20 protein-coding genes and 1 pseudogene are annotated in these 13,258 nt (G+C 46.5%); 4 read left to right on the plus strand and 17 right to left on the minus strand.

The genetic code is table 11. From position 1 onward, the window contains the following. The 16 genes from rpsH to PX484_RS05095 all read right to left on the minus strand — a co-directional run. Positions 1 to 91, minus strand: a 91-nt coding sequence (gene rpsH / locus PX484_RS05020) for a 30S ribosomal protein S8 (protein ID WP_288103068.1), incomplete at its 3' end; no start/stop codon positions are given. A 215-nt stretch (positions 92 to 306) separates the two neighbouring features. Continuing rightward, a complete protein-coding gene (gene rplE / locus PX484_RS05025; protein WP_002734750.1) occupies positions 307 to 846 on the minus strand; it encodes a 50S ribosomal protein L5 in 540 nt (179 codons plus the stop codon). 54 nt (positions 847 to 900) lie between these two features. Continuing rightward, positions 901 to 1,254 carry a 50S ribosomal protein L24 gene (rplX, locus tag PX484_RS05030; protein ID WP_002801924.1) on the minus strand — a complete coding sequence of 118 codons (354 nt, stop codon included), beginning with the start codon at positions 1,252 to 1,254 and terminating at the stop codon, positions 901 to 903. Between the two features lie 73 nt (positions 1,255 to 1,327). Next, positions 1,328 to 1,696, minus strand: coding sequence for a 50S ribosomal protein L14 (gene rplN / locus PX484_RS05035; RefSeq protein WP_002732358.1), 369 nt, complete (start codon positions 1,694 to 1,696; stop codon positions 1,328 to 1,330). A gap of 20 nt (positions 1,697 to 1,716) precedes the next feature. Beyond that, positions 1,717 to 1,959, minus strand: coding sequence for a 30S ribosomal protein S17 (gene rpsQ, locus PX484_RS05040; protein WP_002801923.1), 243 nt, complete (start codon positions 1,957 to 1,959; stop codon positions 1,717 to 1,719). A 6-nt stretch (positions 1,960 to 1,965) separates the two neighbouring features. Continuing rightward, positions 1,966 to 2,184, minus strand: a complete 219-nt coding sequence (gene rpmC, locus PX484_RS05045) for a 50S ribosomal protein L29 (protein ID WP_002801921.1) — start codon at positions 2,182 to 2,184, stop codon at positions 1,966 to 1,968. Beyond that, positions 2,184 to 2,603, minus strand: coding sequence for a 50S ribosomal protein L16 (gene rplP / locus PX484_RS05050; protein WP_002780088.1), 420 nt, complete (start codon positions 2,601 to 2,603; stop codon positions 2,184 to 2,186). The genes rpmC and rplP overlap by 1 nt, the downstream gene beginning before the upstream one ends. Before the next feature lie 30 nt (positions 2,604 to 2,633). After that, positions 2,634 to 3,362, minus strand: a complete 729-nt coding sequence (gene rpsC, locus PX484_RS05055; RefSeq protein WP_002801919.1) for a 30S ribosomal protein S3 — start codon at positions 3,360 to 3,362, stop codon at positions 2,634 to 2,636. Positions 3,363 to 3,384: 22 nt separating this feature from the next. Next, positions 3,385 to 3,744 carry a 50S ribosomal protein L22 gene (gene rplV, locus PX484_RS05060; protein ID WP_002746605.1) on the minus strand — a complete coding sequence of 120 codons (360 nt, stop codon included), beginning with the start codon at positions 3,742 to 3,744 and terminating at the stop codon, positions 3,385 to 3,387. 153 nt (positions 3,745 to 3,897) lie between these two features. After that, positions 3,898 to 4,179: a 30S ribosomal protein S19 gene (rpsS, locus tag PX484_RS05065; RefSeq protein ID WP_002753908.1), complete on the minus strand. Its 282-nt coding sequence runs from the start codon at positions 4,177 to 4,179 to the stop codon at positions 3,898 to 3,900. A gap of 30 nt (positions 4,180 to 4,209) precedes the next feature. Continuing rightward, positions 4,210 to 5,043 carry a 50S ribosomal protein L2 gene (gene rplB, locus PX484_RS05070; RefSeq protein ID WP_002746601.1) on the minus strand — a complete coding sequence of 278 codons (834 nt, stop codon included), beginning with the start codon at positions 5,041 to 5,043 and terminating at the stop codon, positions 4,210 to 4,212. A gap of 33 nt (positions 5,044 to 5,076) precedes the next feature. Next, positions 5,077 to 5,382 carry a 50S ribosomal protein L23 gene (locus PX484_RS05075; protein ID WP_002746599.1) on the minus strand — a complete coding sequence of 102 codons (306 nt, stop codon included), beginning with the start codon at positions 5,380 to 5,382 and terminating at the stop codon, positions 5,077 to 5,079. Further along, positions 5,372 to 6,004, minus strand: a complete 633-nt coding sequence (rplD, locus tag PX484_RS05080) for a 50S ribosomal protein L4 (protein WP_002732765.1) — start codon at positions 6,002 to 6,004, stop codon at positions 5,372 to 5,374. The genes PX484_RS05075 and rplD overlap by 11 nt, the downstream gene beginning before the upstream one ends. A gap of 20 nt (positions 6,005 to 6,024) precedes the next feature. Further along, entirely contained in the window at positions 6,025 to 6,663 is a 639-nt protein-coding gene (gene rplC / locus PX484_RS05085; protein WP_002734589.1) for a 50S ribosomal protein L3, read from the minus strand. A 608-nt stretch (positions 6,664 to 7,271) separates the two neighbouring features. Further along, positions 7,272 to 7,610 (minus strand): P-II family nitrogen regulator, encoded by a 339-nt coding sequence (locus PX484_RS05090; protein WP_002801914.1) that lies wholly within the window; start codon positions 7,608 to 7,610, stop codon positions 7,272 to 7,274. Between the two features lie 188 nt (positions 7,611 to 7,798). Continuing rightward, positions 7,799 to 8,284, minus strand: coding sequence for a DUF4079 domain-containing protein (locus PX484_RS05095; RefSeq protein WP_287658867.1), 486 nt, complete (start codon positions 8,282 to 8,284; stop codon positions 7,799 to 7,801). A gap of 198 nt (positions 8,285 to 8,482) precedes the next feature. Here PX484_RS05095 and PX484_RS05100 point away from each other — a divergent pair, with 198 nt between their 5' ends. Next, a complete protein-coding gene (locus tag PX484_RS05100; protein ID WP_287767395.1) occupies positions 8,483 to 9,142 on the plus strand; it encodes a phosphoribosyltransferase in 660 nt (219 codons plus the stop codon). Positions 9,143 to 9,348: 206 nt separating this feature from the next. Beyond that, positions 9,349 to 10,902: a lamin tail domain-containing protein gene (locus PX484_RS05105; protein ID WP_002801911.1), complete on the plus strand. Its 1,554-nt coding sequence runs from the start codon at positions 9,349 to 9,351 to the stop codon at positions 10,900 to 10,902. Positions 10,903 to 11,146: 244 nt separating this feature from the next. Here the strand turns inward: PX484_RS05105 and PX484_RS05110 are convergent, their stop codons facing one another. Further along, positions 11,147 to 11,449, minus strand: coding sequence for a YkvA family protein (locus tag PX484_RS05110; RefSeq protein WP_002801910.1), 303 nt, complete (start codon positions 11,447 to 11,449; stop codon positions 11,147 to 11,149). A 241-nt stretch (positions 11,450 to 11,690) separates the two neighbouring features. On the opposite strand from PX484_RS05110, the pseudogene PX484_RS05115 reads away from it, so the two are divergent. Together PX484_RS05115 and PX484_RS05120 are read left to right on the plus strand one after the other, a co-directional pair. Continuing rightward, positions 11,691 to 12,230, plus strand: a pseudogene (locus PX484_RS05115) (IS607 family transposase); the annotation flags it as partial. Position 12,231: 1 nt separating this feature from the next. Next, positions 12,232 to 13,258 (plus strand): RNA-guided endonuclease InsQ/TnpB family protein (locus PX484_RS05120; RefSeq protein ID WP_288103067.1); only part of this gene is annotated, 1,027 nt, incomplete at its 3' end.

The raw sequence follows: 13,258 nt of genomic DNA on the forward strand, positions 1-13,258 counted from the left end.
GCGTGGTGGGAATTTGAGTAGTGGTCTGCCGAACCGCGCAAGCGTTACGGATGCGGGTCAGCATATCCGAGATGGTATCGTTAGCAGACATGAATTACCTGTTTTTCTCCTAAATTGGGATCAACATCAGTGGTCAGTTATCAGTTATCAGTTATCAGATTTGAGTATTAAGTGAGTAGTATTAAATAGCAGGTTCCTGCTGTCTTTTCACTCAATCACTGTTGACTGTTCACTGTTCACTGTTTACTGTTTACTGTTTACTGTTCACTTATTTACCGGTCACTGTTTACTTTTCTCTTGATTGATTTATCTAAAGGGCATTCCCATCTCTTTGAGGAGGGCGCGTCCTTCTTCGTCGTTTTTAGCGGTGGTGATGATTGAGATGTCCATCCCACGAATTTGATCGATTTTGTCGTATTCAATTTCGGGGAAGATCAACTGTTCACGAATGCCTAAACTGTAGTTACCACGACCATCAAAACTGTTACCGCTGATACCGCGAAAGTCGCGAATGCGTGGTAGGGCCAGATTAATTAGACGGTCTAAAAAAGCGTACATTCGATCGCCGCGTAATGTCACCATGACTCCCACGGGCATTCCTTCGCGAATTTTGAAGCCAGCGATCGCTTTTTTAGCTCTAGTCACTACCGGTTGTTGTCCGGTGATGGTGGACAGTTCCTCCTTGGAAGACTCCAAAGCTTTGGCGTTTTGTGAAGCTTCCCCAAGACCGCGGTTAACGGTAATTTTGATAACTTTAGGTACTTGGTGGATATTGGTATAACCAAATTGTTCTTTCAGTTTCGGAACAATGGTTTCTTGATAGGTGGTTTTTAGTTTTTGGCTCATAGTTTTGCTGCTTGCTTTTCCTGGGCTTGGTCAGGAACTAGAATTGATGGGAAACTAATCAATAATTTCGCCAGTTTTCTTCAGTATCCGCACTTTCCGACCGTCTTCGGTAAAGGTATAACCCACCCGACTGGCGATTTTTTTCTTCTCGGAATAGAGCATCACTTTGGAACTGTGAATCGGTGCTTCGTAGGTAACGATTTGACCCGATTCCCCTTCCTGTTGGGGTTTAGTGTGTTTGGTGCGGATATTAACTCCCTTGACCACCACGGTACTTTCTTGGGGTAGGGCCCGTAAAATTTCGCCCACTTTGCCCTTATCGGAACCGGCGATTACTTGAACGACATCCCCTTTTTTAACGTGCATTTTTTGCTTTTGGGGTGAGGTTTGACTGTTTTTCTTACTCATTTTTTTTTGACCTCAAAGTGTGAAAAGTTTTAGACTAGCCATCAGCCAATTGCCTTAGTACTTTTCACTTTGATCAGAGAACTTCTGGGGCTAAGGAAACAATTTTGGTGTAGTTTTTATCGCGCAATTCCCGAGCGACCGGACCAAAAACCCGCGTACCTTTGGGATTACCGTCATTATTAATAATCACGGCGGCGTTATCATCAAAACGGATGCTCATACCGCTATCGCGACGGACGGTTTGACGGGTCCGCACAATCACCGCAGTGACCACATCGGATTTTTTCACGGGCATATTGGGGATAGCGTCCTTAACCACGGCGATAATTTTGTCACCGATGCCACCGTAGGTACAGTTACCTGTTCCCAGCACCCGCAGACACATTAGTTTCCGCGCCCCGCTATTATCAGCGACATTTAAGTAGGTTTGTTGTTGAATCACGGTTTTTACCTAGGTGAAATTTAATTATCGGTTAATATTTCCGCCACTTGCCAACGTTTGGTTTTACTGAGGGGGCGGGTTTCACGAATACGAACTCGATCGCCTTGTTTGGCTTGATTTTCTTCGTCGTGAGCTTTAAATTTCTGGGTTTTCACGACGATTTTGCCGTATTTGGGGTGAGGAGAGCGGTTTTCAATGGCTACCACTACGGTTTTATCCATTTTGTCGCTGACTACTACCCCAACTCTTTCTTTAACTGCCATAGCGGGTTATGCCTCCGGGGTGGACTGGGCTAGTTGGCGCTCCCGTTCTACGGTCAATAATTGGCCGAGACGGTGGCGGGTGTGTTTGAATTCGTGGGTTTTTTCCAAGCGGCGGGTGGCCTGTTGCAAACGCAATTCAAACAGTTTCTTTTTGGCATCGAGGACAGCGTCAGCGATTTCCTCATCGCTCATCTTCCTCACTTCGGCGATTTTCGGTAAAGCCATTAGACGAAATCCTCCTCGCGAGTGATAAATTTGGTCTTAATCGGTAATTTTTGGGCGGCTAGGCGCATTGCTTCCCGGGCTATGGGTTCGGCTACCCCGGCAATTTCAAACATAATGAACCCCGGTTTAACCACGGCTACCCAGAATTCGGGGGAACCTTTCCCGGAACCCATCCGAGTTTCTGCTGCCCTTTGGGTCACGGGTTTATCGGGAAAAACGCGAATCCAGATTTTGCCACCCCGACGGATATAACGAGTCATTGCCCGTCTGGCCGCTTCGATTTGACGGGAAGTAATCCAACAGGGTTCGGTGGCTTGCAGGGCGAAATCGCCGAAATTAATCGTATTTCCGCCGGTGGCCAGCCCGCGCATCCGTCCGCGCTGTTGTTTGCGGAATTTTGTTCTTTTGGGACTTAACATGAGCTATTTACCACTGATAAATATTAGGGATCAGCCCTCACTAGAGCGATCTTCAAACTGTTGACGGCGACGCTGTTGACGGCGCGGTGCTTGAGCGGGAACGGCGGCGGCAATTTCTTCTTGGCCGGGGATAATTTCGCCCTTAAAGATCCAAACTTTCACGCCTAGAATCCCGTAGATGGTGCTGGCGGTTTTATAGGAGTAATCGATATCGGCCCGCAGGGTATGGAGGGGAACTCGTCCTTCCCGCACCCATTCGGTGCGAGCGATTTCCGCGCCGTTGAGACGACCGCTAACTTGAATTTTGATCCCTTTCACTTCGGCCCTCTGCGCCCGTTGGATGGCCTGGCGAACCACACGACGGAAGGAAACCCGTCTTTCTAGTTGTTGGGCGATGTATTCGGCGATCAGGTTGGCATCGGCATCAACGCGAGCCACTTCGATGACGTTAATGCGAATTTGACGCTGGCCACCGAGGGCTTTTTGTAAACCTAGGCGCAGCTGTTCGATTCCCGTGCCACCACGACCGACGACGACCCCAGGGCGGGCGGTGTGGATGGAGATATCTACTTGATCGGCCTTGCGTTCGATGCGAATATCGGCGATACCGGCATTAGCGAGGTTTTTTTCGACGTACTGGCGAATGCGGCGATCTTCTTGCACTAATTCGGGGTAACGTTTCGCGTCGGCATACCAGCAAGATTTATGATCTTTGATAACGCCGAGACGAAAACCGAGGGGATGGATTTTTTGTCCCATTGTGGTTTTTTAGTTAAGGTGATTAGTCTTTGTTGCTAGGAGCGACGGCGACGGTGATATGACAGGTGGGTTTGCGAATTTGGTAGGCGCGCCCTTGAGCCCGAGGTCGAAAACGTTTTAGGGTCGGTCCGCCATCGGCAAAGGCTTGGCTAACTACCAAAGTGGCGGGATCGAGTCCTTCGTTATTTTCGGCGTTGGCAACGGCGGAACGCAGGACTTTCAGAATCGGGTCACAGGCCCGGTAGGGCATGAATTCGAGAATAATTAGGGCTTCCCGATAGGAGCGACCGCGGATCTGATCGAGTACCCGTCTGACTTTCAGGGGTGACATCCGAATATAGCGGGCGATCGCTTTGACTTCGTTAGAGGTATCGATGGTCATTTCAGTTATCAGTTATCAGTTAGGTAGGGTGGGTTAGGCGACGACAACTTATAAGACTTAGTTATTAATTTATCTAGTCGCCGTAACCCACCATCTCATGGTTATCTGAACGCTGACCGGGGGCTGACGGTTTTAAGATAACCGCCCACCGATCTATTTCCGTCCTGCTTTTTTGTCGCTCTTGGCGTGGCCGCGGAAGGTGCGGGTGGGAGCGAATTCACCGAGTTTATGACCGACCATCTGCTCGGAAACATAGACGGGAACGTGCTGTTTGCCGTTGTGAACGGCGATCGTGTGACCGACCATATCGGGAATGATTGTCGAGGCCCGGGACCAAGTTTTAATCACTTGTTTACTGCCCTGGGCGTTGAGTTTTTCGATTTTTTCCATCAGGTGGCCAGCGACAAATGGCCCCTTTTTCAGTGAACGACCCATAATTTTCAGTCAAAAGTAAAGTAATAATTTCTAACCCTGGTTACGACGGCGCACGATCAGATCGCTACTGCGTTTTTTCTTGTTGCGAGTTTTGCGGCCGAGGGCGGGTTTACCCCAGGGAGTCATCGGGCCAGAACGTCCAATCGGAGCGCGACCCTCTCCACCTCCATGCGGGTGATCCACTGGGTTCATGACGCTACCCCGAACATGGGGGCGTTGACCGCGGTGACGGGTACGGCCGGCTTTACCGAGACTGATGTTTCTAGCTTCGGCGTTACCGACTTTTCCGATGGTGGCGTAGCATTCACGCCGGATCATGCGTACTTCCTTGGAGGGGAGGCGGATGGTAACGTAATCGCCTTCTTTCGCTACCACTTGGGCGAAACCACCAGCAGCCCGCACCATTTGACCACCGCGACCGGGGACGAGTTCGATGTTATGAACTTCTGTCCCTAGGGGGATGCGACTTAAGGGTAGGGCATTACCGACCTCGAAGGGAGCGTTTTCTCCGGCGATGACGGTATCACCAACGCCTAAACCGGCGGGGGCGATGATGTAGCGTTTTTCCCCGTCTTTGTAGAAAAGCAGGGCAATGCGGGCGTTACGGTTAGGATCGTACTCGATCGCCGCTACTGTGGCGGGAATATCCCGTTTATCGCGACGAAAATCGATAATCCGGTAGAGGCGTTTATGGCCGCCGCCCCGGTGACGACTGGTAACGACACCGCGATTATTACGCCCCTGTTTGCTGTGTTTGCGATGAGTCAGGGACTTTTCCGGTTCGGTTTTGGTGATCTCTTTAAAGTCGGAGATGGCCGCCTGCCTTGTCCCGGGGGTTAAAGGTCTAAAAGAACGAATACCCATAGTTTAGTTTTCCGTTATCGGGTTTCTTGGTGGTTATACGTCGGGATAGAGGGCGATCGAGTCGCCTTCCGCTAGGGTCACGATCGCGCGTTTGTATTGGGGTTTGTAACCGAGGAAACGGCCGACGCGTTTTTTCTGACGAGAGGGGCGGCTGGTGTTCACTTTCGTTACTTTCACGTCAAACAGCAATTCGATCGCCGCTTGAATTTCCGGCTTAGTCGCTTTCAATGCGACATCGAAGACGTATTTATTTTGTTCTAGGAGCAGGGTGGCTTTCTCGGTCACGATCGGCTTTAGGATCAGATCGGCGAGTTGCCTGGCTTCGGTTTTAAGCACCATAGACCTCCTCAATTTTGGCTAGGGCTGCGGCGGTGGCGATAACTCGATCGGCTAGGATGACATCATAGACGTTGAGACTATCGGCGCGAATAATTTTGAGATTGCAGATATTACGTCCCGATAAATAGACATTTTCGGGAATTTCCGTCAAAATCAGCAGAATTTTTTCCTCTGGACTGGCTCCCCAGCGACTTAAGGCAGCGGTGAGCTCCTTGGTTTTGGGTTGGGAGAATTGTTCGGCGAAGCTTTCCACCACGATAAAGTTATCGGCCTGGCTGATCAAAGCGGTTCTCAGGGCTAATCTTTTCTCTTTGCGATTGACCTTAACCTCAAAATCTCTGGGTTTGGGTCCGAAGATGACACCGCCACCACGCCAGAGGGGAGAACGGATCGAACCGGCTCTGGCACGACCGGTGCCTTTTTGCCGCCAGGGTTTGCGACCACCGCCGCGCACTTCCGAGCGGGTTTTGCTGGAGGCGTTACCTTGGCGGGCCGCCGCTAGATGGCTGACGACGACGCGGTGAATTAGGTGTTTGGCGGTTTCGGGTTTAGCGGTTTTCAGTTCCAGGGTGCCTGTTCCCGCTTCTTCCCCTTGCCAATTTTTGACTGTGTAGTTAACCATGGCTTTAATCTTTCCTTGCCCTATTTACCAAATTTCTTGGCGGGGGTGATGTTTAACAGGGTTCCTGGTTTGCCCGGGACGGCTCCTTTGATCAGGATCAGGTTGCGTTCGCTATCGATTTTGACCACGGACAGTTTGCGGATGGTCACTTGGGTGGCTCCGTATTGTCCAGCCATTCTCTTACCCGGGAAGACCCGACCGGGGGTAGTACCAGCGCCGGTGGAACCGGGGAGACGGTGGTTTTTGGAACCGTGGGTCATGTTACCGCGCTTGAAGTTATGGCGTTTTTGATAGCCGGAGAAACCCCGTCCGATGGTGGTTCCAGCCACATCGACCAAATCGCCTTCTTGGAAGATAGCGGCGGTAATTTCTTGGCCTAAAGTGTAAGCGGATGCGTCCTCAAGACGGTATTCGATTAAATGCCGCAGGGGGGAGACACCGGCTTTGGCTAAATGACCGAGTAGCGGTTTGTTGAGGGCTTTTTCTTTGACGGTTTTGTATCCCACTTGGATGGATTCATAACCGTCGGTTTTTTTAGTTTTGACTTGGGTGACGGGACACGGACCGGCTTGAACGACGGTGACGGGAATGGCGACTCCCGTTTTGTTGTCGAAGATTTGGGTCATGCCCAGTTTTGTACCGAGGATACCGATAGACACGGATTGTTCTCTTTATCTTTACTAGACGACAATCAAAAATAACGTGGCCGTGGCTATAGGAGCGAGAAAAATCTTTCCCGCTTTATCAGCCTGCCCAACTTGAATGACTTTTTTCGAGTTATTTAAGCTGGCATCCCGTTAAATTCGTAAGTAGGACTAGACAGGTTTGCTGGTTCTGCCTAGATTGTTGCTGGTCTTTGTTTCTTCAGGACTTAAAGGGTTTATCTTCAGTATCCAGGCGAAGACCGAGCGACCAAGGCGGTTCTGCTCGGCAGTGCCTTCAGCACCACCTAACCCCGATTTTGGCCACAATCAAACATTATATAATATTTGTGACTTTTTAGGCAAGAGGTTTTTTTAGTCACCGAAAATGATCATATCTAGTCTGGTCAAATTATTTATCCCGTTCGGCGGTCTTCAGCAGCGATGGGGGCAGACCGAGCCAATAGATTCAATTATAGTAGTTATCTTAATGTTGAGGTACAAAGTTTCCGTTTTGGGGAATCGGTCGTCGGTGGTCGATACCAAATTAGGTTACACTTCTTGACGGGAAACACTTTCAATGGGGGGGGGATGACAGCATTGTGCTATCATCCCTTGTCGGGGGGTTAAATCGCTTCGAGATTTTTTTCTCCGGTACGGATGCGGACGATCTGTTCCACGGGGGAGATAAAGATTTTACCGTCTCCGATTTCACCGGTACGCGCCGCAGAAATCAGCTTATCGACGACCATATCGACCTGCTTATCTTCGACGACGATCTCGATCTTGAGTTTTTGGAGAAATTCGACGGTATACTCGGAACCGCGATAACGTTCCGATTGACCTTTCTGACGACCGAAACCTCTAACTTCGGAGACGGTCATGCCGACAATGCCCGCGTTAACTAGGGCGATTTTCACCTCTTCAAGTTTAAAGGGTCGGATAATCGCTTCTACTTTCTTCAAAATATCTATCTCCTCGTTGCGTGACGATACTTTACTTTCTGGGTAAATTACCTGTTAATTCTAAACTCGGAATCCCAAGAATAGTGCTTAAAGTCATAATTTCTTCAATTATTGTCCTTGGCCACAGTCTTCTGCGGTGAAAAACTTCCGGGTGGGAATTGGCCCACCCGCAGCCATAAATAAACCAACTAGAGAGATAATCCCAACTGAAGACCGAAAACACCGTGAACTAGCAGTAAAATCAGGGCAATACTGCCGATATAAGCGTGAATAGTCCGGAAAAGTTCTTTTTTCTCGCCAGCGAAGCCAGTGAGGGACAATAATCCATTGAAAGCTAATAAACCGATGGCGATCGATCCTGTCCAGAAATGGCTGCTTTCGAGGATTGGATGTTTCTGCATGACTAGGGATAAAATACCGCCGGTGTAACCGAGAGCGATAAATAAAAACAGCCAGGGGGCGAGTTTGCGGTGATCAGCCCGATTTTTGGCCACTACGTCCCCATCTTTGCTTAAACGGCTTTGCCAACCGGCATAGGCAGTATAACTACCCATAACTAAAACCACGATCCCCATCATGACTGGATGTCCCCAATGAACGATCGGTTCGGGAGTTCCGAGACCGCGAAAGGCAGCGGCGATCGGCTCTAGCGCATCACTTAAACTTTGATTCATCTTTGTTACCTAACTTTACAAAACCCTCTGGCCTAAGATTTTAGCCGATCTCTGGCCTAGAAAAACTGCGGTTAGCTGAAAAAATGTCAAGCCTTCGCTAAATTTCTTAACATTTCCGCTAAAGATGAGCGGAGAAATATAGAATAAAGTCAGGGGAAACTAGGGATCCCCACGGGGATTAACCCCTAGGAGAGAGTTATGACTTATCTGCTCAAAGATCGGCGATCGGCAGGGAGACTATTAGCTAGTTACTTGACAGAATATACCAATAGTGCTAGGGCGCTAGTTTTGGCTTTGCCCCGGGGGGGGGTTCCGATCGCCTTTGAAATTGCCCAAAGGTTACATTTACCCCTAGATCTGTGTTTAGTGCGAAAATTAGGTGTACCAGAGCGAAAAGAGTTAGCTTTTGGGGCAATCGGTCAGAATGGTGTGCGGGTAATCAATGAAAGTATCGTTGAAGACTTGCACCTATCGGAGGCGATGATGGAACGGGTAGCAAAGGAAGAAATGATCGAATTAGAGCGACGCAATCGCTTGTATCGAGGTGAGCGACCCTTTCCGGACCTGACGGGAAAAACGATTATTCTAGTAGATGATGGGATCGCTACGGGAGCAACGATTAAAGCGGCGATTCTGACCCTTAAGGCTGAAAATCCCGCTGCTATTATTATTGCTGTTCCTGTTGCCCCGCCGGAAGTTTGTGATCAATTAGAAAAATTAGTCGATCGAGTAATTTGCCTACATAAACCCTACGAATTGAGATCAATTTCTCTTTGGTACGAGGACTTTTCCCAAACCAGCGATGAGGAGGTGCAAACACTTTTGTCCACCGTCGATAGTTCTTTGATTCCAGTTTAGGGAGATGGGCTAGATCAACTCTCATTAAACCAGCGATCACTGACTAGAGTGTGACACTTAATAATTCTTAGTAATCGCTAAAAGTCTTACTATACAAGGGCTAGAGCAACTGTTGATTTCAATGACTAGGTGCGGAATGTAGGATAAAAATTACCGAAGAGCCACTTTTCCGTATATTATGCAGTTAGTCATTGGAGAAAATTATTATGACAAAATCAACCATTACGGGCGGCAACGAATTAAAAACTCGTGGGGTCAGTGACTCTCGCTCTAATTTTTACTTAGTTGATCTCAACGTCCCTATAAGTGGCAAAGGTGTACTCAACTCTTGGGAAATATGGGCAGACAAAGTAACTCCTGTCCAATTAGTCATTTATAGAAAAACCGCAAACGCTTGGTCTGTGGTTGGTAAAAGTGATTTAAAAACACCAGCGCTTGGCTTAAATCAATTTGCATTAACAACAGCTATTGCTGTACAACCAAATGATTTTGCTGGTGTTTACTATCCACAAACAGGAAGCGTCAGTTTTAACCGTAAAACCGAACAAGAAGCTTGGGATTTAGGCAATTTATCTGGTAGCGTGTTATTCACCAGTACTGGTGCGGCGGAAACCGCATTTTCTGGTTCAAGTAACCGCGTCTATTCTTTAAAAGTGCATGGCATAGATGATGCCCCCGTGTTTGTACCAATCGAAAAACCAGCCAATGGTCGAATTATTGTTCATAATGACGAGTGGGCTTTAAGCGATGCTGGTTTTCAATCGGTATCTGATACCGCGACTTTTGCGTTGAATGTTGCCACATATTTTGTAGGAACGACACAGGGAAAATTTCATGTTTTGTCCAATAACTTTGGATTGGTCGGCGCAACGCTTGAGCGTACCATGACTGGTGCTGGGCATACTTGGACAAAAGGCATGAACATTGCCATTAATGCGGTAGCATTGGCTCAATATGATGCCATTTTTGTAGGTGGCGACCCAGTTGATAATCAAGTATTAATTGATTATGTCAAAAACGGCGGTAAAGTCTATCTTTGCGCAGGCACAGGGCATGGTGGCAGCCAAGCAGAGGCGGGTCAATGGAATACGTTTTTGACAGCTTTTGGTTTGAAATTTGACGGCGTTTATAACAAAATCAGTGGTAGCCTAGCGGTTACCAGCCCAAGCCATCCATTGTTTAGCAATGTGAAAACCCTTTATCAAAACAACGGCAATTCAATCAGTTTATTACCAAATGCCACTGCCAACATTGTAATGACTGGTAGTAATCAAGGGCTGATTGCAACCGCAGACTATATTAAGCCAAATGCACCAGCACGGTCTGAACCTACGCCTTCGCCAGCAACTTCTGAGCCACCTAAACCGAAGACCATCGAAACAGAAGAGTTTAGCATCACCGCAGAGGATGACGTGTTTATGTCTAACTTGGTTTATAAAGGACTGGTTAAGAAAACACAATCTGACGAATATGTTGAGCTTAGCAATCGCGGCAATCATCCCGTCAATATTTCAGGTTGGAAAATCACTTCGGTCGGCAGTGCCAGGCAGCAATTTACTTTCCCAGCAAATACTGTTTTAGCGTCTGGCAAGACTTTTCGGGTTTATACCAACGAAGTACATTCTGAAACTGGTGGTTTTTCTTTTGCCAGTAAAACGGCTATTTGGAATGACGCTGGCGATGAATTGAACCTGTATGATGCGATGGGTAAGAAAATTTCCACACTGGCGTATGGCATTGCTCGAACTAAAAAAAGCTGACCGAACGCGGGGCGAGGGGAGAGCATCTCATTTATGCAAGTGAGTAATTATACTTATCCATAAAACTGGTTTCTAGCAATGCTTTCAAAATAGCTTGACATAAAAACCTGATTTAGGGGTTACAAAGGTGAGATGCTCCCGATGGGCTGTGGGGTGTGAGGAGACCAATTCGTGGGCGTTGCGGGGGGAGAATAAATAACAGCAATCTCCTGAAGTCAGAAGTCAGAATTGAGACTTCCGAATTCTAACTTCTGACTTCTACAGCATCGGTATCAACGGCATTGGTTGGGGAAGAAACTTCGGTTTGATTATTTACTCCCCCCGGACGGCGATTGCGATAATCAAGAACTAATCGCGATAATTCCGTGGTTAAAAGGGTGAGGACAATCCCATCATCGATCCAACCAATAATCGGGAAAATGTCAGGGGAAATATCGAGGGGACTAAACAGATAAACCATAGTTCCCAGAATGATAATCCAACGATATTTAGGGTGAGTAATTTTGCTGCTGTACCAGTTGTAAAAAGATTCAACAATCGGTTTCATTGATTTGTCCTCTTTGACTGAGATAATTTAATTTTGTCAGGTTGCCACTGGGGCCGATAGTGCGGTTTTACACCCATTATGTAGGGTTATCCCCGCTAATTATCCACTAAAAAAGCCCAGAAGAAAATTCACCTTTAGGGATGAGCCTGAAGTATTGTAAAGTTTCAATACAAATATGGTCATATATAGTCATTCATGGTAATATGTACAGACAAAACTATCGGACTAGGCAAAAAAAACAGGAATAAGTTATCGAACGGCTTGGAGGTGGTGGAAACAAGGGAATTTAACAGGTTATCAATTGCCTTCTGGTACAATTATCATAACGGATGACAACCCTTCAAAACCCGACTTGATAGCTTGCATTTATGCAAGAGTTTCCAGTGCCGAAGATAAAGACAATCTAGATAGACAAGCTGACCGATTAAAAGATTATGCTGTTGCCAGAGGCTACAAAATCTACAAAGTTGTCAAAGAAGTAGGCAGTGGATTAAACGACAATCGCCAACAATTAGCCAAAATTCTCGTTGACCCCAATTATAATGTTTTAATTGTTGAACACAAAGAGCGTCTAGCCAGATTTGGGACTAATTATCTAGAAATCTTGTTAAAAGAACTAGATAAAAAACTGGAGATTGTCAATGAAAGTGAGGATAACCAAGATGATTTGATGTCAGATTTAATAGCCATTATAACCTCTTTTTGTTCTCGAATTTACGGATTAAGAAGGTCGAAAAGAAAGACAGAAAAGATTATAGCTGAGTTAAAAGACAACGGATAATATGTTAGTAGCAGAAAGACACATTATCAAGAAAGGACATCGATTCTGGGCTGAGATAGATAATTTATCTTGGCAGTCTAAAAATCTCTACAACTCAGCCAATTATTTAATCCGACAAAACTTGATTTATGGTCATGGCTATTTGACCTATAATCAGATGGCCTCTCTCATGAAAGAGACAGAACAGTATCAAGCTTTACCCGCTAAAGTTTCCCAACAAGTTTTAAGAGGATTAGACCGGAACTGGCAATCATTTTTTGCCGCTTCATCGGAGTTTAAAAGTCACCCCGATAAATTTCTAGGAAAACCCAAAATCCCTGGCTATAAGGAGCCAAAAAAAGGAAGAAATCTCTTAGTTTACACGATTCAAGCTATAAGCAAAGTAGGTATTAGGCAAGGGTTAGTCAAACTATCCCTTCGACGTAGCTCAGGGCAAGCAGGTACTTCAATTGCCTTGCCGACGAGAGTAGCGGAGCGCATAGCAGAAGTCAGAATAGTTCCTAAATGTGATTGTTATGTAATCGAGGTAATTTATGAGAAAACCGAACAGTTCTTAGCTCTTAATGAAAAGATAGCTGCGATAGATTTAGGCATAGATAATTTGATGGCTGTAACTTCAAATCAACCGGACTTTATCCCTTTGTTGATTAATGGCAGACCGTTAAAAAGCCTGAATCAATTTTATAACCAACGTCGGGCTAAGTTACAATCTCTATTAAAAGGCAATCGTCAAAGTTCCCAGAGGATTCGCCGTTTAACTCGTTGCCGTAATCAGAAGATAGATAATTATCTTCATCAGGCTAGTCGTTATTTAGTCAATCTCTTAGTTGACCAAGAGATAACAACTTTAGTAATTGGGAAAAATGACGGTTGGAAACAAGAAGTGCACTTAGGAAAAGTCAACAATCAAAAATTTGTGACCATCCCTCATGCTCGATTAATTGAGATGATTAGTTATAAATGTCAATTAGAAGGAATCTCTGTGATTCTTCAAGAAGAATCCTATACCTCAGCTTCTAATTTTTTGA

This window comes from Microcystis sp. M49636_WE2 (assembly GCF_030065375.1).
Classification (GTDB): domain Bacteria; phylum Cyanobacteriota; class Cyanobacteriia; order Cyanobacteriales; family Microcystaceae; genus Microcystis; species Microcystis aeruginosa_C.

Coding starts and splice junctions, on each gene's coding strand:
- PX484_RS05100 (WP_287767395.1), top strand. CDS start 8,483: ATGACTTATCTGCTCAAAGATCGGCGATCGGCAGGGAGACTATTAGCT.
- PX484_RS05075 (WP_002746599.1), bottom strand. CDS start 5,382: ATGGTGCTTAAAACCGAAGCCAGGCAACTCGCCGATCTGATCCTAAAG.
- rpsS (WP_002753908.1), bottom strand. CDS start 4,179: ATGGGTCGTTCACTGAAAAAGGGGCCATTTGTCGCTGGCCACCTGATG.
- rplX (WP_002801924.1), bottom strand. CDS start 1,254: ATGAGTAAGAAAAACAGTCAAACCTCACCCCAAAAGCAAAAAATGCAC.
- rpsQ (WP_002801923.1), bottom strand. CDS start 1,959: ATGGCAGTTAAAGAAAGAGTTGGGGTAGTAGTCAGCGACAAAATGGAT.
- rplV (WP_002746605.1), bottom strand. CDS start 3,744: ATGACCATCGATACCTCTAACGAAGTCAAAGCGATCGCCCGCTATATT.
- PX484_RS05095 (WP_287658867.1), bottom strand. CDS start 8,284: ATGAATCAAAGTTTAAGTGATGCGCTAGAGCCGATCGCCGCTGCCTTT.
- PX484_RS05110 (WP_002801910.1), bottom strand. CDS start 11,449: ATGAAACCGATTGTTGAATCTTTTTACAACTGGTACAGCAGCAAAATT.
- rplB (WP_002746601.1), bottom strand. CDS start 5,043: ATGGGTATTCGTTCTTTTAGACCTTTAACCCCCGGGACAAGGCAGGCG.
- rplD (WP_002732765.1), bottom strand. CDS start 6,004: ATGGTTAACTACACAGTCAAAAATTGGCAAGGGGAAGAAGCGGGAACA.
- rpmC (WP_002801921.1), bottom strand. CDS start 2,184: ATGGCTTTACCGAAAATCGCCGAAGTGAGGAAGATGAGCGATGAGGAA.
- rplP (WP_002780088.1), bottom strand. CDS start 2,603: ATGTTAAGTCCCAAAAGAACAAAATTCCGCAAACAACAGCGCGGACGG.
- rpsC (WP_002801919.1), bottom strand. CDS start 3,362: ATGGGACAAAAAATCCATCCCCTCGGTTTTCGTCTCGGCGTTATCAAA.
- PX484_RS05105 (WP_002801911.1), top strand. CDS start 9,349: ATGACAAAATCAACCATTACGGGCGGCAACGAATTAAAAACTCGTGGG.
- rplE (WP_002734750.1), bottom strand. CDS start 846: ATGAGCCAAAAACTAAAAACCACCTATCAAGAAACCATTGTTCCGAAA.